This window comes from Acetobacter ascendens, assembly GCF_001766235.1.
GTDB lineage: Bacteria > Pseudomonadota > Alphaproteobacteria > Acetobacterales > Acetobacteraceae > Acetobacter > Acetobacter ascendens.
Genome location: NZ_CP015164.1, coordinates 1,264,631 through 1,285,000, shown reverse-complemented (window position 1 = coordinate 1,285,000; position 20,370 = coordinate 1,264,631). Strand labels below are relative to the sequence as shown.

At 50.5% G+C, this 20,370-nt stretch carries 15 protein-coding genes, 1 tRNA gene and 2 rRNA genes (1 of these 18 running past the window's edge); 10 read left to right on the top strand and 8 right to left on the bottom strand.

Annotated elements, in window-relative coordinates:
* The 3 genes from A4S02_RS06215 to A4S02_RS06205 all read left to right on the top strand — a co-directional run.
* A 23S ribosomal RNA gene (locus A4S02_RS06215) occupies positions 1-2,676 on the top strand (it extends 66 nt beyond the left edge of the window).
* 108 nt (positions 2,677-2,784) lie between these two features.
* A 5S ribosomal RNA gene (gene rrf, locus A4S02_RS06210) occupies positions 2,785-2,900 on the top strand.
* A gap of 55 nt (positions 2,901-2,955) precedes the next feature.
* Positions 2,956-3,032: transfer RNA gene (locus A4S02_RS06205), tRNA-Met, on the top strand.
* A gap of 375 nt (positions 3,033-3,407) precedes the next feature.
* Here the strand turns inward: A4S02_RS06205 and A4S02_RS06200 are convergent.
* On the bottom strand, positions 3,408-4,487 hold the full coding sequence (locus tag A4S02_RS06200) for an IS5 family transposase (protein ID WP_070323264.1): 1,080 nt from the start codon (positions 4,485-4,487) through the stop codon (positions 3,408-3,410).
* A 332-nt stretch (positions 4,488-4,819) separates the two neighbouring features.
* Between A4S02_RS06200 and A4S02_RS15010 the strand changes: the two genes are divergently transcribed.
* Positions 4,820-5,577, top strand: a protein-coding gene (locus A4S02_RS15010) for an IS5 family transposase (RefSeq protein ID WP_099046885.1) whose coding sequence is annotated in 2 segments (ribosomal slippage) — positions 4,820-5,141 and positions 5,141-5,577 — 759 coding nt in all. Because the reading frame shifts where the segments join, the coding sequence is not laid out codon by codon here.
* Between the two features lie 229 nt (positions 5,578-5,806).
* Here the strand turns inward: A4S02_RS15010 and A4S02_RS06185 are convergent.
* The 7 genes from A4S02_RS06185 to A4S02_RS06155 form a co-directional block, all read right to left on the bottom strand.
* Positions 5,807-6,544 carry a class II aldolase/adducin family protein gene (locus A4S02_RS06185; RefSeq protein ID WP_070323263.1) on the bottom strand — a complete coding sequence of 246 codons (738 nt, stop codon included), beginning with the start codon at positions 6,542-6,544 and terminating at the stop codon, positions 5,807-5,809.
* Positions 6,545-6,583: 39 nt separating this feature from the next.
* Complete coding sequence (locus tag A4S02_RS06180; protein ID WP_070323262.1) at positions 6,584-7,630, bottom strand: isopenicillin N synthase family dioxygenase; 1,047 nt, start codon at positions 7,628-7,630, stop codon at positions 6,584-6,586.
* Positions 7,630-8,493, bottom strand: coding sequence for a TIM barrel protein (locus A4S02_RS06175; RefSeq protein WP_070323261.1), 864 nt, complete (start codon positions 8,491-8,493; stop codon positions 7,630-7,632). The genes A4S02_RS06180 and A4S02_RS06175 overlap by 1 nt, the downstream gene beginning before the upstream one ends.
* A 29-nt stretch (positions 8,494-8,522) precedes the next feature.
* Positions 8,523-10,796 (bottom strand): TonB-dependent receptor, encoded by a 2,274-nt coding sequence (locus A4S02_RS06170; protein WP_070323260.1) that lies wholly within the window; start codon positions 10,794-10,796, stop codon positions 8,523-8,525.
* 146 nt (positions 10,797-10,942) lie between these two features.
* Positions 10,943-11,695: an amino acid ABC transporter ATP-binding protein gene (locus A4S02_RS06165; RefSeq protein WP_070323259.1), complete on the bottom strand. Its 753-nt coding sequence runs from the start codon at positions 11,693-11,695 to the stop codon at positions 10,943-10,945.
* On the bottom strand, positions 11,685-13,262 hold the full coding sequence (locus A4S02_RS06160) for an ABC transporter substrate-binding protein/permease (protein ID WP_082246773.1): 1,578 nt from the start codon (positions 13,260-13,262) through the stop codon (positions 11,685-11,687). Before A4S02_RS06160 ends, A4S02_RS06165 begins: the two co-directional genes overlap by 11 nt.
* Entirely contained in the window at positions 13,262-14,215 is a 954-nt protein-coding gene (locus A4S02_RS06155) for a LysR family transcriptional regulator (protein WP_070323258.1), read from the bottom strand. Before A4S02_RS06155 ends, A4S02_RS06160 begins: the two co-directional genes overlap by 1 nt.
* Positions 14,216-14,324: 109 nt before the next feature.
* Here A4S02_RS06155 and A4S02_RS16275 point away from each other — a divergent pair, with 109 nt between their 5' ends.
* The 6 genes from A4S02_RS16275 to A4S02_RS06130 all read left to right on the top strand — a co-directional run bounded on the left by A4S02_RS16275 (position 14,325) and on the right by A4S02_RS06130 (position 19,820).
* A complete protein-coding gene (locus A4S02_RS16275; protein ID WP_259331524.1) occupies positions 14,325-14,450 on the top strand; it encodes a hypothetical protein in 126 nt (41 codons plus the stop codon).
* Positions 14,451-14,531: 81 nt separating this feature from the next.
* Positions 14,532-15,395 (top strand): dimethylarginine dimethylaminohydrolase family protein, encoded by an 864-nt coding sequence (locus A4S02_RS06150; protein ID WP_070323257.1) that lies wholly within the window; start codon positions 14,532-14,534, stop codon positions 15,393-15,395.
* A gap of 35 nt (positions 15,396-15,430) precedes the next feature.
* A complete protein-coding gene (locus A4S02_RS06145; protein ID WP_070323256.1) occupies positions 15,431-16,375 on the top strand; it encodes a 2-hydroxyacid dehydrogenase in 945 nt (314 codons plus the stop codon).
* 35 nt (positions 16,376-16,410) lie between these two features.
* Entirely contained in the window at positions 16,411-17,655 is a 1,245-nt protein-coding gene (locus A4S02_RS06140; RefSeq protein ID WP_070324196.1) for a M20 family metallo-hydrolase, read from the top strand.
* Between the two features lie 144 nt (positions 17,656-17,799).
* Complete coding sequence (locus A4S02_RS06135; RefSeq protein WP_070323255.1) at positions 17,800-19,401, top strand: flavin monoamine oxidase family protein; 1,602 nt, start codon at positions 17,800-17,802, stop codon at positions 19,399-19,401.
* Positions 19,401-19,820 (top strand): c-type cytochrome, encoded by a 420-nt coding sequence (locus A4S02_RS06130; RefSeq protein ID WP_070323254.1) that lies wholly within the window; start codon positions 19,401-19,403, stop codon positions 19,818-19,820. Before A4S02_RS06135 ends, A4S02_RS06130 begins: the two co-directional genes overlap by 1 nt.
* The last annotated feature ends 550 nt before the right edge of the window (positions 19,821-20,370 follow it).

Genomic DNA, 20,370 nt, shown 5'->3' with positions numbered 1-20,370 from the left:
CTGCGATAAGCTGTGGGGAGCCGCGAGCAGGCATTGATCCGCAGATTTCCGAATGGGGCAACCCACCCAGCGATGGGTATCGTGATCTGAATACATAGGGTTACGAGGCGAACCCGGGGAACTGAAACATCTCAGTACCTGGAGGAAAAGACATCAATTGAGATTCTGCTAGTAGTGGCGAGCGAACGCGGAACAGGCCAGTCATTTTTGAAGAAGAAGCAGAACAGTCTGGAAAGGCTGACCATAGTGGGTGACAGTCCCGTATGTGTAGTGTCTTTGAGGATGCTTGAGTAGGGCGGGGCACGTGAAACCCTGTCTGAACATGGGGGGACCACCCTCCAAGCCTAAATACTCCCTAGTGACCGATAGCGAACAAGTACCGTGAGGGAAAGGTGAAAAGCACCCCGACGAGGGGAGTGAAAGAGACCTGAAACCGGATGCCTACAAGCAGTCGGAGCCTCTTATGGGGTGACGGCGTACCTTTTGTATAATGGGTCAGCGAGTTTCTGTTTGCAGCGAGCTTAAGCCGGTAGGTGTAGGCGTAGCGAAAGCGAGTCTGAATAGGGCGCATAGTTGCTGGCAGAAGACCCGAAACCGAGTGATCTAGCCATGGCCAGGCTGAAGGTGCGGTAATACGCACTGGAGGGCCGAACCCACGCCTGTTGAAAAAGTCGGGGATGAGCTGTGGCTAGGGGTGAAAGGCCAATCAAACTCGGAGATAGCTGGTTCTCCGCGAAATCTATTGAGGTAGACCGTCAGGTGGTTACCCCGGGGGGTAGAGCACTGGATGGGCTAGGGGGCCCAAAGCCTTACCAAACCCAACCAAACTCCGAATACCCGGAAGTATAGCCTGGCAGACAGACAGTGGGTGCTAAGGTCCATTGTCGAGAGGGAAACAGCCCAGACCACCAGCTAAGGTCCCCAAATCGTGGCTAAGTGGGAAAGGATGTGGGGATTCCATAACAACCAGGAGGTTGGCTTAGAAGCAGCCATCCTTTAAAGAAAGCGTAATAGCTCACTGGTCTAATAGAAACCCTGCGCCGAAAATGTAACGGGGCTCAAGCCACGTGCCGAAGCTGTGGGTGCATATCTATGATATGCGCGGTAGCGGAGCGTTCCGTAAGTCAGTGAAGGAGACGGGGTGACCCTCTCTGGAGATATCGGAAGTGCGAATGCTGACATGAGTAGCGACAAACAGTGCGAGAAACACTGTCGCCGAAAGTCCAAGGGTTCCTGCGCAAGGTTAATCCACGCAGGGTTAGTCGGCCCCTAAGGCGAGGGCGAGAGCCGTAGTCGATGGGAAACAGGTGAATATTCCTGTACCTGCCAGAAGTGACGAATGCGATATGTTGTCAGGTCTTAACGGATTGACTTGGCTTTTGGAGCATTCCAGGAAATAGCTCTGGCGTATAGACCGTACCCGAAACCGACACAGGTGGACTGGTAGAGAATACCAAGGCGCTTGAGAGAACGATGCTGAAGGAACTAGGCAAATTGCTCGTGTAACTTCGGGATAAGCGAGACCCGTTGGTGGGCAACCATTGGCGGGTGGCACAGACCAGGGGGTAGCGACTGTTTATTAAAAACACAGGACTCTGCGAAGTCGAAAGACGACGTATAGGGTCTGACGCCTGCCCGGTGCCGGAAGGTTAAGAGGAGGTGTGAGAGCACTGAATTGAAGCCCCGGTAAACGGCGGCCGTAACTATAACGGTCCTAAGGTAGCGAAATTCCTTGTCGGGTAAGTTCCGACCTGCACGAATGGCGTAACGACTTCCCCGCTGTCTCCAGCATCGGCTCAGCGAAATTGAATTCCCCGTGAAGATGCGGGGTATCCGCGGTCAGACGGAAAGACCCTATGAACCTTTACTGCAGCTTTACAGTGGCATCAGAGACATTCTGTGTAGGATAGGTGGGAGGCTTTGAAGCAGGGGCGCCAGTTCCTGTGGAGCCATCCTTGAAATACCACCCTGAATTTTTCTGATGTCTAACCGTGGTCAGTTAGCCTGATCCGGGACCCTGTATGGTGGGCAGTTTGACTGGGGCGGTCGCCTCCCAAAGTGTAACGGAGGCGCGCGATGGTGGGCTCAGGCCGGTCGGAAACCGGCTGTTGAGTGCAATGGCATAAGCCCGCCTGACTGCGAGAGTGACAGCTCGAGCAGAGACGAAAGTCGGCCATAGTGATCCGGTGGTCCCGCGTGGAAGGGCCATCGCTCAACGGATAAAAGGTACTCTAGGGATAACAGGCTGATCTCCCCCAAGAGTCCACATCGACGGGGAGGTTTGGCACCTCGATGTCGGCTCATCACATCCTGGGGCTGGAGCAGGTCCCAAGGGTTCGGCTGTTCGCCGATTAAAGTGGTACGTGAGCTGGGTTTAGAACGTCGTGAGACAGTTCGGTCCCTATCTGCCGTGGATGTTGGAGACTTGAGAGGATTTGTCCCTAGTACGAGAGGACCGGGATGAACATACCTCTGGTGCACCGGTTGTCGCGCCAGCGGCACCGCCGGGTAGCTAAGTATGGAAGGGATAACCGCTGAAAGCATCTAAGCGGGAAACCCACCTCAAAACTAGGTCTCCCTGAGGGTCGTGGTAGACCACCACGTTAATAGGCCAGGTGTGAAAGCGTGGTAACACGTGCAGCTAACTGGTCCTAATCACCCAATAGGCTCACTCTCTTACTGTCCCCTTAAAAGGACAGCCCGTGCACAGAAATCATCCATATAGACGCCTACTTCTTCATACCAACCGTCCTCCACACACCCTCTACAGGGTGGACTGGATGACCTGGTGGCCATGGCGGGGAGAGATCCACCCGATCCCATCCCGAACTCGGCCGTGAAAACCCCCAGCGCCTATGATACTGTGGCTTAAGCCACGGGAAAGTCGGTCGCCGCCAGGTCTTCCAATCCACCCTACTCAAATATTACCCCAGCAAATTTCAACACACTTACAACCGCGGGGTGGAGCAGCCCGGTAGCTCGTCAGGCTCATAACCTGAAGGCCGCAGGTTCAAATCCTGCCCCCGCAACCAAGCACAGTTTCTGAAACCCCGCTAAGTCCCTGACTCGGCGGGGTTTTGCTATGCGTAAACCGAGGGCACATTCTGGGAAACTGTTTAATTTCAGTTATTTAGGGGAGGTAGGTTCAAATCCGGGGTATCTTACCGCGCAACCACTTGCGATTATCTGCATTGACGTGAGACGCTGTTACAATCAGGCTCAGAAGCGAATGTAATTTTAGTTTCCGAATTGATGACCGACCTTATTCGAGACCTGGAGGGATCGAAGAACCCTTGATTGATACGCTTGGCTGGTGATTTCAGGTTTTTGGCGATTTGATTGACTACTTTTGGGTTCGTTTTCGATCTGCGTTTTGAGCAGATTGAGTGCTGCCCCCCGCTGGATTGCTATGCATTCGCGCTGATCCGCTCCAGGAAGAGGAAGCGGCGCATATTATAGACGATATTGGCCAACCCGATCCTCATGGTGGCCCGCGTTATGCCGACGGTTCGGACGAACAGCCCGGTCTGTGATTTCTGATCAGCAAAGACATGCTCGACACGCGACCGGATAACGGACTTTCCGGCGTTGGATTTCTGGATATGCCTGGGCATAGGCTTGAGATGCGGCTTTTTCCTGTGAACCTTCGAGACAAAGCCCTGCTCCTCCATGAAGTCCTCATTCGCTTTTGAGCGATAGGCCGTGTCAGCCCAGACCGTTGAGGCCGTATTGGTTTTATCCAGCAGCCCCTCTCTCAATCGCGCGCCATCACTGGCGGCGGCATGCGTTGTTTTCCATTTCCGGATGAACCGGTATTTCCGATCGATGGAAACATGCGATTTATAGCCAAAGAACGGGATGGCGAGATCGCTGGATGGCATGGTTCCATCATCCTGCCGCTTCGCCTTCGTGAACTTCAGTGTCCAGCGCGCATGACGATCCTTGTGCGACAGCTTTGCGGGTTTGTCCTGCCAGTCTTCAGGAATACGGCCTGCTCGCAGATCCGCTTTCTCTGCATTGGTGTTCCGCTGCTTCGGAGCCGCTACCAGCGTGGCATCCAGGATCTGGCCTGACATCGGTAAATACCCGGCGTTGCGCAGGGTCGCATCAAAGCGGTTGAACAGCCCATCGATCGCACCCGCCTGGGTCAGACGCTTTTGACACAGCCAGACCGTTTTGGCATCCGGCACCCGATCTGAAAGTCCCAGCCCAAGGAAACGCATAAAGGAGAGGCGATCGTTGATCAGATATTCCGTCCGCTCATCAGACAAATTGTTGAGCGTCTGGATCACCAGAATTTTGAACATCAGCACCGGATCAAATGGCGGTCGTCCGCCTTTGCTTCCGTCAGAATACGCCAGAGCCTTCTCCAGGTCAGGGCGGAAGACTTCAAAATCCACAGTCCGGGAAAATGCTTCGAGCTGATCACCAAGCCCACTCAAGCGGGCAAGCCGTTCTTCAACATCAAAGAAACCCGGCTGCTTCATCTTTCATCATCCCCAATCAACTAAGGGGAAATGGAATCACAGAGCAGACCTCAATACCAGGGGGTTTTTCGAACCCTCCACCTGAATAACCCACTGGGAGCGCTCCATGCCTTGGTGCAGGCTCATGAGGGTGTAGTCGTAAGGCGTGTGACGCCTTGGCTTGTCATAATCTCCGATTTCTAATTTTTTCGTAGCCGATCATAAAAAAGAGGGAAAAATTTTTCTCGGCACCCGTCGCTCAAGCAGGGGAAACTGCAATGCAGCCGCATTAGGCTCAGGACCCATTGATTTGATTGCGGAAATCTGATTCAGCCTCTGTGAGGAGACTGAAGATGAGTGACCTGTATTGGCTGACCGAGGAACAGATGGATCGTCTGCGGCCCTTTTTCCCGAAGAGCCATGGCAAACCTCGCGTTGATGACCGTCGTGTGTTGAGTGGGATCATTTTCGTGAACAGAAATGGTCTGCGCTGGCGTGATGCCCCCCGGGAATACGGTCCACACAAGACGCTCTACAACCGCTGGAAGCGCTGGAGTGCTATGGGGATCTTCATCCGCATGATGGAGGGATTGGCTACTGGCAAGGCAGAGCCTCAGACAATCATGATTGATGCGACCTATCTCAAGGCCCATCGCACGGCTTCGAGCCTGCGGTTAAAAAAGGGGGCCCAGGCCGTTTGATCGGGCGGACCAAAGGCGGGATGAATACGAAGCTGCATGCTGTCACTGACCGGAACGGACGTCCGCTCAACTTCTTCATGACAGCAGGTCAGATCAGTGATTATACTGGTGCCGCTGCCCTTCTGGACAGTCTCCCATCAGCCGAATGGATGCTGGCAGACCGGGGCTACGACGCTGACTGGTTCAGAGAGGCCCTGGAGGAGAAGGGGATCAAACCCTGTATTCCTGGTCGAAAATCTCGCGCAAAACCGGTCAAATACGACAAACGGAAATACAAAAGACGCAACCGTATCGAGATCATGTTCGGCAGGCTCAAGGACTGGAGACGGGTCGCAACACGCTATGACAGATGCCCGACCGTCTTCTTCTCCGCAGTCTGCCTCGCCGCAACCGTCTTGTTCTGGCTATGAGTCCTGAGCCTAATGCCATCTCCCCTGCTAAGTAGAGCATAGTAAGGGAAACAATGCCGTTGCGACGGAACGTGAGTGCCGGTGCTGACCGAAAAATTATAGCTGCAATTCTGATGACAAGCTCGGCACTGGCTTCCGTTGCCGGAGCATTAGGTGGAGGGTTCTAAAAACCCTCCAGCTTTATTATAATAGGTGCATAAGGCTCGTGCTGTAATAAGTGTTTTTCAAATTACTTTTTGTAATCAGGCTGTTCCCTATCCAATTTACGGCGCAGGGCTTTCCAGATCATTTGGCCCTGATCGGGGTCTGTATCAAACTGACTTTTAGTACGCAGGATTTTTTCTTCCGAAGGTATATGCAAAGGCACCCCGGTAGATTGAGTGGCAATCTGGATTTTGCAGGCCTGTTCCATGTAATACATACGGTAAAATGCTTGCGCTACAGTGCTGCCAACTGTTAACAGACCATGGTTTTGCAGAATGATGGCATTGCGAGATCCAAGATCGCGTACAAGCCGTTCCCGCTCGCTCAGGTTATCATCCGCAGCAATACCTTCATACGCATGAAAAGCGACAGCACCGTAAAATTCGATGTTAATTTGGTTAAGTGGCAGAATGCCTCTATCTTGTGCGGCAATCACCATGCCTGGAATGGTGTGCGTGTGCATGACACATGCCGCATCGGGGCGGTTGGCATGTATGGCGGAGTGAATGACAAAACCGGCCGGATTTATGGCCCAACTGGTTTCCTGCTGGGGAATGCCATCAGCATCTACAATCACCAGAGAACTTGCTGTGATTTCTTCAAACAGCAGGCCATACGGGTTGACCAGATAGCGATGTCCGGCATTGGGAAGCCGAACGGAAAGATGAGTATAAACAAGATCAGTCATGTTGAAATGAGCCATCAGCCGGTAGGCGGCTGCCAGGTCTTCTCGCAGTTCCTGTTCTGTTTGCTGTGTTGTCATTTGTAAAACCTCCTTAAAGGTGCTGCTGCACATTTGTATTCAGGCAGCAGAGTTGCGTTTGAAATGCCCGAAAGTGGCTGTTTTACGTGCACCTTTGGGCAGTTTCAGTTCGCCCTTTTCAACCTTTTTAACCAGATATTGATACGTTTGTAGCGCCTGAGCCCACATGTGCTCTCCAATGGTTATGGTTTCATAAGAAGCATCAATTTTTTTTGCAAAGGCAGGAAGTGGGCGAATCTGTGTGTGATAGTCACAGGCATAAAATAGTGGAAAAGAGTAACGTTCTTCTGAAACTTTTCTAACACGGTGTGCTGTGGCCACAAATTCTCCGGCCGTCATCACTTCCAGCATATCACCAATATTCACAACAAATGCCCCCGGAATTGGCGGCGCATCAATCCAGTCTCCGTTGCCGTTCATCACTTCCAGGCCGGGTTTATCCGTCAGCAGAATTGTAAAACACTCGTAATCTGTGTGGGCGCCAATGCCTGGGGCATCCTGTGCATCAGCATCGTAAGGATAGTGGATCATGCGCAATTTGGAGGGGGGGAAATTTGCAACTGTATCAAAGTAGCTTTCGTTTAACCCTAATGCGAGGGCAAGCCCGCGGAAGAGTGTGCGACCCAGATCAAAAACGGTGCGGTAATAAGCTTCCGCAGCAGAGCGGAACCCCGGAATATCTGGCCAGTTATTAGGCCCCAGCAAGGGTGTTCCTGCCTGCACTAGAGGATGGTTGGCAGGTACTTCATATCCAATATCAAAGGCTTCTTTGTGGTCTGGTCGCCCCGCAGAATAGACTTCTTCCCCTTCAGGTACAAAACCTTTATGGGTGGCGGACGTGCCTATGTAATATTCCATCTTTTTTTCAAATGGTTCGGCAAAAAATTCACGTGCAGCCTTGCGCACGCTTTCAATCAGATCAGCGCTAACATTATGGCCGGAAATGTAAAGAAACCCGATATTACGGGCTGCATCTCCCAATTTTTCGGCTACAGCCTTACGCTCCGCAAGGTCAGAGCTATATAATTTGCTGATATCAATAACCGGAATACTGGTAAAAGTTTCAGTGGTCTTGGAGACAGACATCAACCCAGTTCCTTCTTGTTGCCAGAATCTGACATGACATGTTGAAAATGTTCGTATTCTGTCTGGCCCGTCCAGACATTCAATGACCAAAGGTCAGCTACGGGCATGTTGGTAAATGGCAGGGTATGCAGATAACCATCTGGCCCACATTCCGGGGTCATGGTGGTGGTGTATCCGCGTAAGTGCTGGCTTTGCCAGATTGCCTGCCAGATATGCTGGTGAAAGCGGAGAGCCGGCGCATATTCAGGTGCTGCCGGGTGAGGCGCCTGAGGGCCTTGATCATACCCTATACGTGCCTGAATATGGTGAACACGGCGTATAAAGGTAGAGAAATCATCCGCCGAATCATTCAGTAACCTTTCGCAGCAGACAACCCAATGGCTGATATCAGCAGTAAAAAGCACATCTGGAAGCTGCGCGATAACATCAAGGGTAACCCAGGGCGTTGCCAGAATGCGGGAACGATGTGTTTCAAAACAACATGTTATATTCGCTGCGCGGCATATATCCTGCGCCAATGCCATAAATTCAACTTGCTGGTTGGCAGGCCAGCGGTCATTTCCTCCTAGAATATTCATAAACCGGGGGGTCATGAACAATGCGCGATCTATTGCGTGGCGCAGATCGTCCAAGTGGTCCTGCACTGTCGCTTTTTGTTGTGGAATAACGCCGCCACCCGTCATGGCAATAGCAATGTAAGGCGCGCCTTCCTGCTGTAAAATGGTGGCGCATTCCCGTGCTTGTGCCTGAGTTTGAGGAATGCGGCCTTCTAGCCCCACAAAACCGGCTTTGCGTGCTTCTGTCAGCGGCATATCCCATCGCCGATCATCCCCCCACAATGTGCGGAAAAGTTCAAGATTCATAAGGTCTTTCCCGGTTTTATGTGTGGCATTCAGAAGTTGTAGTGCAGATCACAGCCAACCCAGCGAGGTGTTTGAATATACTGGGCGCGGTTATCATCGCTTCCGGTAAAGGAATAGGTTGTGCCATGCTTGTTCTGCAGATTGTCAACATATACGGCGGCAGACCACTTGCCGGTTTTGGGGCCGAATTCCATGCGGAGGCCAAGGGAGCTGATCTTGCTGGATTTGGCGTTGGGGTCCCCCAGAGCAACCCACATGTTGTCTTTCCATGTGTAGCTGGCCTGCAATGTTGTGCGGTACAGGCCCATGTTTATGCCGTAACGGGCAACGGCGCTCCATGAAAAACGCGGCGCAAATGGCAAAGGCGAATTATGCGTAACAGGAGGATCCAGCGGAAGTCCGTTAATGGAGGCTACAGGACTTTTGGCTTGCGCATCCAGATAGGCGAAAGAACCGCGCAGATCCAGATTGGGAACAAGATTATGCAGTGTGCTGGAAATTTCTCCACCGCGTGTGCGTGCCCGGGAAATTGTGCCCAGTGTAAGGGAGTTTGATCCATCTGGCATGGGGGCGAAAAAAAGCGTCTGCCGATTATGGTATTCGTAGTCAAACAAGGATCCTTCCACCACAAGCTTGTTATGCAGAAGGGAGGATTTGATCCCAACTTCATACGCAATCAGGTTTTCAGGTTTCACGTAATCCAGAGCAGATGTGGCTGCCACGGGGCCAGCAAAATAGGTGCCGGGCTTATAACCATTGGAAATGGTGCCATAAGCATAGGTGCCAGGTACAATCTGGTAGCGTAGGCCAACACGTCCGGTAAAACGATGATACGCGTGGGTAGCGTCCAGAAAGGTTCTTTGTTCACCGGTTTGCACGTTATGTGTGCCACCATTAAAGCCACGCTCATCGTAAGAAAGGCGACCGGATGCAATGAAATCCAGCTTTTTGGTGATATTGGTAACTGTGTTGACGTACAGGCCTGTGGACAGGTTTTGCTGAGAAAACTGGTCTCTCAGCCAATATGGTGGTGTGGCGGACAAGGAGTTGCGGAAGCTTGTGTAACTGCCATCAATTTTATCATAGGACTCATAAACGCCTACGGTCAGATGGAGAATTTTTGCAAGATTCATACGCAGGTGCATGTCATGTGATTGCGCGATGGATGTATCATTCCAACGATAATCACCATACTCGTTGGATGTGCCGTCATAGTTGTCGTAATCATCACGGCGGTAGAAATCTATGCCGGTGGTGGAGGTAAATGTGCCAAAGTTGAAGGCTTTGGTATAGGCAACAGAAACACCCCCACCGTTTTCATCACGTTTGGCAGGATCTTTCCCAACGTTTACGGCATTGGCACGTGGGGGCGGCCCTACGCCATCCACGGGATCCAGATCCTGTGGAGACATCGGGGTACCTTTGTCTCGTGTATAATGCAGATTCAGTAATACGGAGGAAGTATCATCTATAACAAACTTGGTCAGGTTGCGGATAGATAATAGATCCTGCGATCCATAGCGTGCACCGGTTCCAATATCTTTTTGCCAGCCATCGCCCTTTACGTAGTTAAAGGCTGTGCGATTGTAAATTTTGTTGGTGATTGGCACGTTTACAGCAAACCGACCACGGTTTGTATTGTAGCTGCTATATCCCCACTCTGCATAACCACCAAATTTATCAGATGGCTTTACAGACTGTATATTAACCGTTCCACCTGTGGAGCTACGGCCCATATCAAAGCCCTGCGGCCCTTTTTCCACGGCGACATTTTCGGTATCGAGCATTTGGCCATTATAGAATACTGGATACGGCGCCAGCAGCCCATCCAGATAAATGCCAATTCCGCCCATATTCGTGCCGATATAGTCATCCAGACCAACCCCGCGGATGGAAAAAATGGGTGTTGAACCGGAAGTGGCGTTTACTGCCGTAACACCCGGCGTAAATGCGGCAATATCCTTTGGGCTTTCAATGCGCAGTGCACGCAGTTCCTGGCCACTCATAACGTTCACCGTGCCAGGGGAGGACAGATAACGGTGTGTGTGGGAGCGCGTTACTTCCAGATGCTCGGTAGAACCCATGTGCGGGGCAGTATTTTTACGGCGCGGTGTAACAGTTGCATGCTTTCGCCCAGGAGAGACGGAATGCATGGTGGCAGGCTGCGTTTTGGCGGCGGGTGTTGCAGCAGCGGCCAAGGAAGAGGTTGATGCCAGAAGCAGGCAGGGCAAGGTTGGTAGTGTGATATATGTTGGAACAACGGCCAGAAAACGGAATGACCGATGTAAGAAAGATGATTTCATGCCCGTATTCCTGTTTCATTCCTATTGGAACCGGTTTCTGGGGCGCGAAGATAACCGGCTTTTCATTTCTATTTGATAATGAAAACTGCCTATCTTCGTTTAGGAATGACTCAACCATACTTTTTCTGATTGATATTTGGGACTCCTCAATAACGGAGCATCTGGTTCAGAAAGTTTTGTGCGCGATCTGTTTGTGGTGATGTGAAAAAGGTTCCCGGAGAGGTGATTTCCAGAATTTTCCCTTGATCCATAAAGATAATATGATCTGCAATGCGGCGGCTGAACGCCATTTCATGTGTTACGCACACAGTTGTAATACCCTGTTCAGCCAGTTCATCTATAATGCTTACCACACCTACAATCGCTTCTGGATCAAGGGCCGCTGTGGGTTCATCAAACAGCATAACTTCGGGCTGCATGCACAGGGCTCTGGCAATGGCAACGCGCTGTTGCTGCCCGCCTGAAAGCTGAATCGGGTATTTGTCCGCCTGATCGGGAATGCCCACCTGGTCCAGATAGCGGCGGGCAAGATCTGTAGCCTCAATGCGTGTCATATGCCGGACGCGCATTGGCGCCAGAATACAGTTTTCCAAAACACTCAGGTGAGGAAAGAGATTATAGTTTTGGAAAACCATGCCAACCATACAGCGCAGTTGGATCGGGTTGGTTTTATCGTTAATCAGTTTGCCGTTGATTGTAAGGGTTCCGCTATCATGGGGTTCAATACGGTTTAATGTGCGGATAAGGGTGGATTTTCCAGATCCGGATGGCCCTAGGATAACAATTTTTTCTCCTTTCCTTACATCAAAGTTCAAGCGGTCAAGTGCTACAAAATCTCCAAACAGCTTGCTCATGCCGCGCACGGAAATTATGGGGGTGGTTGTGGATTCATGCCGCATTGGACACAACCTTTTTTCGGTCAGACCAGGTGAAGCGTCGTTCAACCCGTTTTTGAAGGAAAAGGAAAAAGAAGACCATGACCAGGTAATAAACCAGAGCCGCAGCATAATATTCTGTAAAGGCAAAGGTCCGTGCAACCTGTATTTGTGTCACGGCCAGAAGTTCCTGGAGTGAGATGACGGAGGCGAGGGATGTCATTTTAAGAAGATTGATAAATTCATTGATGGTGGGCGGAAGCGCAATACGGAACGCTTGCGGAAAAATAACGCGCCAATAAATATCACGTCGGTTGAGGCCAAGTGCGCTGGCGCCAAGCTCCTGCCCCGGATCTACGGCGCTGAGTGCGGAACGGTTGATTTCCACCTGATAAGCAGATTCATTGATGGAAAGGGCCAGAACTGTCGCCAAAAAGGGCGTAAACCATTGTTCACGAAAAATGGGGAAAAACTGCGGCACAGCATTCCAGATGAAAAGAAGCTGCAACAATGTTGGGGCGGCACGAAAAAGAGCGACATATCCTTCCAGAACAATTTTGAGAACAGACCGTTGAGGATTGTTGAGTGCAATGGCAATCGGCACGGACAAAGTGATGGCGATGACGTGAGAAAGGAGGGCTACGGTTAATGTAATCAGGGCGCCATGGATAAAGGCGCGGGATGTCAGCGCAGAAAAAAAGGCGTTCCAATCAAATATCGAGCCAGAGGAAGACGCATCTGTCCCCGGTTTTGTGGACTGATCGGCAATGGACCATTTGTTGCGTAGTGTTGCCAGTGTTCCATCTGTTTCCAGCGCAGTGATTGCTGTTTGGAGCAGTTCCTGATCCTGCTTGTTCTGGCGCAGGTAAATGGCAAAATGTCGGTAATCTGGAATATCCGGGGTTAGAAGGATGTGTAGTTTGCCCTGAAGCTGGCGCATACGAAAAAAGATTTCAACATCCTGGCTGACAAATGCAAAAACCCGCCCGATGAGCACCTGCTGCACAACCTGTTCTTCGGTTGGATATTGCTGGATAATCATGGGGGCTTTGCCAGCGGCCACAAGGGCGCTGTTTATAACACCTAGGCGGGTAACATAGCTTGTGCCGGATTCTACAGCGACATCCTTGCCAGACAACTCATCCATGCTGGTCAGAACAGGAGTATTTGCACGTCCTGCCACCACCAGCGCCGTATCCTGATAGGAAACCGCATCAAAGCTTTTCTCACGCGGGGGTGTGCGGATAATGCCACTCATGACCAGGCCACAGCGTTGGGCACCCAGACTGGGGAATAATCCTGTAAAATCCATGGTAATAACGGAAAGTTGCGCATGCCAGCGTGTGGCCAGAAAATGCGCAACATCAATATCAAACCCTTCCGGATGTGTGACATCCTGACCTTTCACGAAGGTCATGGGGGGAAGGGTCGGGTTGGTGCAGATGGTCAGTGTGCCATCATGTATAAACGAAGGAAGTTCTTCGGCTCGTGCTGACCCTAGCTGGCCTGAAGCCATAAAAAGGATGCCGAGCAGCGCGACAACATGCTGGAACCACTGCATGAGTGGCTGATGGGGGGAAAAGCGGGGCATTAATATGACGCTTCCAGTAAATTACGGAATGTTTCGACCATCAGGCTGGTTTCGGGAGACATACGTGCCAAAAAATGGCAGCAGGTTATAAGGTGCAGATCATTAAAGGTGATCCGGCGTAGTAATTTTTGTGCAACAAGAGGTGCCGCAAAAATTTCCGGCAAAAATCCAATGTAACTGCCAGACAGGATAAGAAGAGCGCGTGCATCTACTTTGTCCGCCTTAGCATGGTAGGTGAAATACGGGCGTATTTCTTCCCATGTTTTGGATGTTGCGGCATCGGCAACGCTGATCATGCGCTGGCTGGTGAGCACATCAAGCGTGATTTCTTTTTCAGGCATATGAAAGAGAGGGTGCCTGGCACCGCAGAACAGGAAAGATGATTCTGCCACCAGTGGGCGGCTGCCTAAAGGGGCCTCTCCCTGGGCGTAAAGGGTAATGCCGGCCGTAGCCTGCCCGTTTATAACCGCCACTTCCACTTCCTTGGTTGCGGCAGAATGCAGGTTCATAAATACGCTGGGATGGTTTTGTGTGAATGTATGAATGGCTTTTACAAGTGGTGTTTCACCGTGGGTCTGTATGTTGTCGGGCACATACAGGTTGAATGTGCCGCTTAACATACCACTGGCTTGGTTAACCTGCTGGCGAAACTGTTCAAGATTAAGAAAAAGCGCATGTGTTGCCTCCAGCACCTCACGCCCTTCATCAGTCAGTGCAAAGCCACTTCGTCCGCGCAGGCAAAGGGTGATCCCCAGACGTGTTTCCAGAGCGGAAATGTCCAGACTGATAGAAGACTTGCTTTTCCCAAGGGTTATTTCAGCGGCGCTGAACCCACCCTGTTCTGCCACGGTATGAAAGACACGCAGAAGGCGCAGGTCTATTTCCGAAACATGCCCTTGAAACCCACGCGGCCTTTTCCTGGGGCGGGGTTTTTTATGGCTGCTTCCTATCATGGTTTGAATGCTCCTGCTGGGTGGGGTGTCAGGATAAAGATGAAGGAGACTGTCGGAGGATCCTTTGGCTTGATTAACAAAGCACTATTGTTTCTTATAAGGAATGATTATGGCGCGTAAAACATGGGCTGTGAAGGGCGGACTGCGGACAATTATCAACATGCCAGAGGCAGAAAGCGGGGAGAAAGGCGGTTTTCCGGGTGATTTGAATATGTTTGTGAAAAAACTAAAGTGAACTCTTGTCTGTTCATATTCAGATTGCAGTATCTCTCGGATAGTCTGTGGCTGAAACAGATACCTTGAGGAATTTCAAGACATGGCTGCAAACAGGTGGTTTATAGACAGCGAAACCGGTGTGCTGGCAGATGTTCTGTTGTGCCCGCCTGATTATTATGAATGGATTCCAAGTAACGATATTGTTATTCAGACAATGGCGCATGGCGGAAACATAGATCGCACCGCCTTGCGCACTCAGTTTGATGAACTGGTTTCAACGCTTAAAAGCGAGGATGTGTCCTGCCATTTCCTTGTGCCGCATGAAAACATGCCGTACGAAGTTTATACGCGAGACAGTTCACAAACCACGCCATTTGGCACTGTTGTTACAAATCTTTCTCGACCGGAACGTGTGGGAGAGGAAAAGGAAATTCGTTCCTTTTACGCACCGGATGAAATCTGGCGCACCTGTACCGCCGGGCGCATTGAAGGCGGGGATATTCATATCATCCGTCCTGGTCTGCTGGCAGTTGGTGTGAGTGGTGGCCGTACCGATGCAAAAGGGGCAGCGGAATTTATCAGCTGGTTTGAAGAGGCTGGCTGGACCTGCCGGATGCTTCATTTTCCAGAGCATTTTCTTCATCTTGATGTGATTTTCTGCATGGTTGCGGAAAATCTTGCGATTGCTGCCGTGGATGTGTTGGATGAAGCTGATCTGGAATGGTTCCGTGAACAGGGTATCCGTATTCTGCCGGTGAGCTATCGTGAGGCCATGCGGGATATGGGGTGTAACGTACTATCCTTAGGGAAAGATAGGGTGGTAAGTCCGCGCCATTCTGTGCGGATTAACCAGATGCTGCGTGCCGAAGGGCTGACAGTTCTTGATCCGGAGCTCAATCAGTTTTCCCGTGGTGGCGGCAGTATTCATTGCATGACCATGCCTTTGCGCAGGCAGCCATTGTAAAAGCTTTAGGGATTTTACAAAGAAAGGAATAGCAAATGCCTGCTCGTATTGTAATCAGCGCAGATGGCCATGAGGTCTTTGAAAGCTGGCGGCAGGCTTTTGCTACGGTTGCGCCTGATCTTCCTGTCTGCTCATGGGTTGACCCTATGTGGCAATTGCAGCCTGATGATTATGCTTTGGTCTGGAAACCAGAACCAGAGCATGTGGAATGCCTTGCCCATATGAAAGGCATTATATGCACAGGAGCAGGTGTTGATCATCTGCTCTCCCTGCCGGGTTTTCCGCAGAATGTACCCTTGGTGCGTATGGGCGGGGAGCAGACAGCCCGCCTGATGGCGGATTATGTGCTGTGGGCAGTCATCAGCCTTCTCAGGGGGGCTCGCACATGGGCTCTCCAGCAACAGCACGCTATATGGCGCAATAATGTATGCAGCCGCACATCCGATACAACTAGAGTGGGCGTGATGGGCCTTGGGCATCTTGGCGCTTTTGTTGCGCAGGATCTGGCCAGGTTTGGTTTTTGTGTTTCTGGATGGAAACGTCTGCCTTCCGGTGTGGAAGGCGTAACAGTCTGGAGCGGTAGAGAGAAGCTGCCCGGATTTTTGGCTGAAGTGGATATTCTGGTAAATCTGTTACCGGCAACGCCTGCAACAGAAGGGCTGATTGATTCTGATTTTTTCCAGCATCTTACAAAAGGTGCTGGATTTGTAAATGTTGGCCGTGGCAGACACGTTGTGCAGAAAGACCTACTCAAGGCACTGGATGATGGCACGTTATGTGGCGCAGTGCTGGATGTTGTAACGCCCGAGCCTCTGCCTGCTGAATCTGCCTTGTGGCAACACCCACGAGTGATCCTTACGCCGCATGTTGCATCCGAGGCATCTCGTGAAATGCAGGCCCGTTACGCAGCGGATATGGTGGCATGTCTGGAGCGGGGAGGGCGCCCGGCTTTGTTGTGTGATGTTATGCATGGATATTGAATACCAAAACGCCTGAAACAGAAAAGGGACAGGATATGAGCCAATATGCCGATCTGACAGTGAATGGACAGGCGCTGTGGCATGATCTCACCACAACCGCTGCTTTTGGTGGAACGGCAAAAGGTGGTATATGCAGACTTGCTCTTTCAGATGAAGATTTTCAGGTTCGGGCATGGTTTGAACAAACCTGCAAGGCGTTCGGATGCACTGTTACCTATGATTCTATGGGTAATCAGTTTGCCCGTCGTGCCGGCCTGCAAAATGATCTGCCTCCCATTATGATGGGCAGCCATCTGGATACCCAGGTTACAGGCGGTCGTTTTGATGGCATTTTAGGCGTATTGGGCGGTATTGCGGTTTTGCGTGCGCTTCATGATGCAGGCATTCACACGCGTCATCCTGTAGAAGTGGTGAACTGGACAAATGAGGAAGGGGCACGCTTTAGCCCCCCCATGCTGGCTTCGGGTGTTTTTGGTGGCGCTTTTACAGAGGAATTTGCAGGCAGCAGGACAGATGCAACTGGCATAACGTTGCGGCAGGAACTGGAACGTGGTGGCTTTGTAGGAGAAGAACACTGCGGGCAGCATCCGGCGGCAGCATATTTTGAGCTGCATATTGAACAGGGTCCTGTGCTGGAAGCCAAAGGGTGCACCATAGGTGTTGTAACCGGCGTGCAGGGCATGCGCTGGCATGAGGTTGTGGTACGCGGCCGCTCTGCACATGCAGGCACAACCCCCATGCCCATGCGTAAGGATGCCTTATTGGTCGCCGCACGTATGATTGATCAGGTAAATGCAGTGGCGCAGGCCTTTGCGCCGGATGGTCTGAGTACCATTGGCATTATCACGGCGTTTCCAGCCAGCAGCAACGTTGTTCCGCGGGAAGTGCGCTTTACTGTGGATTTGCGTAACCCATCTGAGGCGGCTTTGCAGGGTATGGAAGAAGATTTCCTGCGCCGTATGCAGGAATGTGCGCAAGCGGCTGATGTGGAGGTCAGCATAATGCCGACATGGAATTCCCCAGCCGTACATTTTGATAAGCGCTGCGTTGCCTGTGTTCGGGAAAGCGGGAAAGAGCTGAATTATAGCGTGCAAGATATTGTATCCGGCGCCGGGCACGATGCTGTGTATGTTTCTAGGGTTGTGCCAACCGCCATGATTTTTGTGCCATGTTGGCAGGGTATCAGCCATAACGAAGCAGAAAGTGCAACGCAGGAAGATGCAACGGCCGGAAGCAACGTGATACTGCATGCCGTGTTGATGGCGGATCAGGAATTTTGAACAGATATATTTATGTAAAGCGATATATGTAAAATCCATGAATTTTTATAATAGTTTCATGGTTCTTGTGTTTTCCATATGATGCTTTGGAATGTTTGCCGCAGAGTTCGGTAACGCTGAATACAAAAATGACGGGATTCTTTGATGTCACAACCTCATCATTCATTCCCTTTTACACGGCGGCAATTGCTTACGCGTATTGGTGCATTGGCAGGTAGTGTGGCGCTCTATCAAGCCATGACCACTATGGGGCATGCCGTCGGAACGGATTTTACACATCCTCCCTCTCTTACTGGCGCCAAAAAGGGAACCAGAATTCTGGTTCTCGGGGCGGGGCTGGCAGGTATGTTATCGGCCTACGAATTACGCAAGGCTGGATATGATGTTCAGATTCTGGAGTTTCAGAACCGCAGTGGTGGCCGTAATATCAGCTTGCGTGCGGGAGATACCGTAACGGAATTGGGGGGCGCGTCACAGAAAGTTCATTTTGCAAAAGGGAATTATTTCAATCCGGGTCCGTGGCGTATTCCGTATCACCATCAAGGATTGCTATATTATTGCCGGAAGTTTGGGATTGAGCTTGAGCCGTTTATTGAGGTCAATCATAACACGTGGATGCATTCAAGTGATACTTTTGGTGGTAAATCCGTAAGGTACAGGGAGTTTTCTGCCGATTTTTACGGATTTACGGCAGAACTTCTCGCCAAGGCAATCAATCAGCATAAGTTGGACGATATCGTCAGTGAAGACGAGCATCATTATTTAATTGAAGCCATGAAATCATGGGGGGCTCTTACGCCAGACCTTTCTTATACAAAAGGTACTATCAGTTCATGGCGTCGTGGTTTTGAGCGTGCGCAAGGTGGCGGTTTGAATGGTGCATCTGTGCCATCGGATGTATTGGCACGTAAAGACATCATGAAATCCGGTTTGTGGGACTGGATGGCATTTAACCAACGTATTGATATGCAGACAACACTGTTCCAGCCTGTGGGGGGCATGGACCAGATTGGTAAGGGTTTTGCTCGTCAAGTAAAAGATCTGATTAAGCTGAACTGTAAAGTTACACAGATTTCCCAGAATGAACAGGGTGTAACCGTTACTTATAACGATATGGTACGTGGTGGCGCTGTCAGACAGATGCAGGCTGATTATTGTGTCTGCACTATTCCTCTTTCCATTCTCTCACAACTGGATGTGCAGGTGGAAGATGCGATGAAAGCTGCAATCTTGGCTGTACCGTATGCATCTTCTGTTAAAATTGGACTGGAGTTCAATCGTAGATTCTGGGAAGAGGATGAGCAGATTTACGGCGGCATCAGTTTTACAGATCAGCCGATCAGCCAGATTTCCTATCCCAGTCATGGGTATTTCAGGAAAGGACCGGCAGTATTGCTGGGGGGCTATCTATTTGGCACGCCTGCGTATGACTATGTTGGAATGCCTCCCCAAGAACGTCTGGAACGTGCTTTGGAACAGGGAGGTATTATTCATCCTCAATATCATAAGGAGTTTTCAAATGGTGTGAGCTTTGCATGGAGCCGGACACCATGGGTTATGGGATGTTGTTCCATGTGGACAGAGGAAGCGCGGCGAACACACTATAAAACACTTTGCAGTATAGATAAGCGCATTGTGCTGGCAGGTGAGCATGCTTCTTATGTTGGATGTTGGCAGGAAGGTGCCATTCTATCTGCCCTGGATGCTATTACGCGCTTGCATCAACGTATAATGGGGGCGACCTGATGCGTAATACGTTTTTTTATACTACCTTTTTTTTACTTCTGATTTTTACATCAACAACAGCATGGGCTGATAGCTCTGGTAATGTAATAGATAAAACACAATCCCTTTCAGATGGTGCAGATATTTATAAGCACATCTGCCAGAGTTGCCATATGTCAGATGGAAAGGGTGCAGAAGGTGCTGGTGCCCAGTTTCCTGCCTTGGCAAAAAATCCCAAATTACAGAGTGCGGAATATGTAGCATCTGTTGTGCTTAACGGCATGGGCGCTATGCCATGGTTTGCCGTCACCTTGGATGATCAACAAATAGCCAATGTTGCAAATTACATTCGTACACATTTTGATAACCATTATACAAATGCAATCAAGCCGGACATTATTACGATGATGCGGCCACATCTAACTGAAGAATATGAATGATTTTTATTTTGGGAATAAATATATTTGATTTGGTGATATTGAAGAAGTGTTGTTTTTAAAGCTTAAGATGCATTGGTGGCTGGTTTGTGAATAGAGTGATGATTTCTTGTGTAATGATCTGCTCTACTTCAAGGAAGCGGGAAATAGCGCATATTATAGTTAGGGCTTGAACCAGTCTGTAGCAGTGATGTGGAGGGTTCGAAAAACCCTATTTAAGACTTTTTGTCTGCAACAATATCAATGGGTTATGATTTCATAATCGACCAAAAGGAGGGTTTTTAGAACCCTCCAGATGAAAAACAGGCTGCTCCGAACTCCACCAATGATCGGTATGCAGGCGAAGACGTTCATTCTCGCGGGCCAGATCAGCCTGAGGCCCCGATACCGGCTCGCTCGGACAGTAATTTACTATCCATTTACCCAGAGTGGATTTTCCAATACCTAGGTCGGCCGTAATGCGCCTGCGTGACAGCCCACAGCTCAACGCAATCTTCACGGTCTCGTCGGTCTCCTGATACGAGCTTAAAGCGCTCAGATGACCAGCACAAAA

Bases quoted from the DNA above. Each gene is read 5' to 3' on its own strand.
- A4S02_RS06200 (WP_070323264.1), bottom strand. From the start codon at position 4,487: ATGAAGCAGCCGGGTTTCTTTGATGTTGAAGAACGGCTTGCCCGCTTG.
- A4S02_RS06185 (WP_070323263.1), bottom strand. From the start codon at position 6,544: ATGACAACACAGCAAACAGAACAGGAACTGCGAGAAGACCTGGCAGCC.
- A4S02_RS06180 (WP_070323262.1), bottom strand. From the start codon at position 7,630: ATGTCTGTCTCCAAGACCACTGAAACTTTTACCAGTATTCCGGTTATT.
- A4S02_RS06175 (WP_070323261.1), bottom strand. From the start codon at position 8,493: ATGAATCTTGAACTTTTCCGCACATTGTGGGGGGATGATCGGCGATGG.
- A4S02_RS06170 (WP_070323260.1), bottom strand. From the start codon at position 10,796: ATGAAATCATCTTTCTTACATCGGTCATTCCGTTTTCTGGCCGTTGTT.
- A4S02_RS06165 (WP_070323259.1), bottom strand. From the start codon at position 11,695: ATGCGGCATGAATCCACAACCACCCCCATAATTTCCGTGCGCGGCATG.
- A4S02_RS06160 (WP_082246773.1), bottom strand. From the start codon at position 13,262: ATGCCCCGCTTTTCCCCCCATCAGCCACTCATGCAGTGGTTCCAGCAT.
- A4S02_RS06155 (WP_070323258.1), bottom strand. From the start codon at position 14,215: ATGATAGGAAGCAGCCATAAAAAACCCCGCCCCAGGAAAAGGCCGCGT.
- A4S02_RS16275 (WP_259331524.1), top strand. From the start codon at position 14,325: ATGGCGCGTAAAACATGGGCTGTGAAGGGCGGACTGCGGACAATTATC.
- A4S02_RS06150 (WP_070323257.1), top strand. From the start codon at position 14,532: ATGGCTGCAAACAGGTGGTTTATAGACAGCGAAACCGGTGTGCTGGCA.
- A4S02_RS06145 (WP_070323256.1), top strand. From the start codon at position 15,431: ATGCCTGCTCGTATTGTAATCAGCGCAGATGGCCATGAGGTCTTTGAA.
- A4S02_RS06140 (WP_070324196.1), top strand. From the start codon at position 16,411: ATGAGCCAATATGCCGATCTGACAGTGAATGGACAGGCGCTGTGGCAT.
- A4S02_RS06135 (WP_070323255.1), top strand. From the start codon at position 17,800: ATGTCACAACCTCATCATTCATTCCCTTTTACACGGCGGCAATTGCTT.
- A4S02_RS06130 (WP_070323254.1), top strand. From the start codon at position 19,401: ATGCGTAATACGTTTTTTTATACTACCTTTTTTTTACTTCTGATTTTT.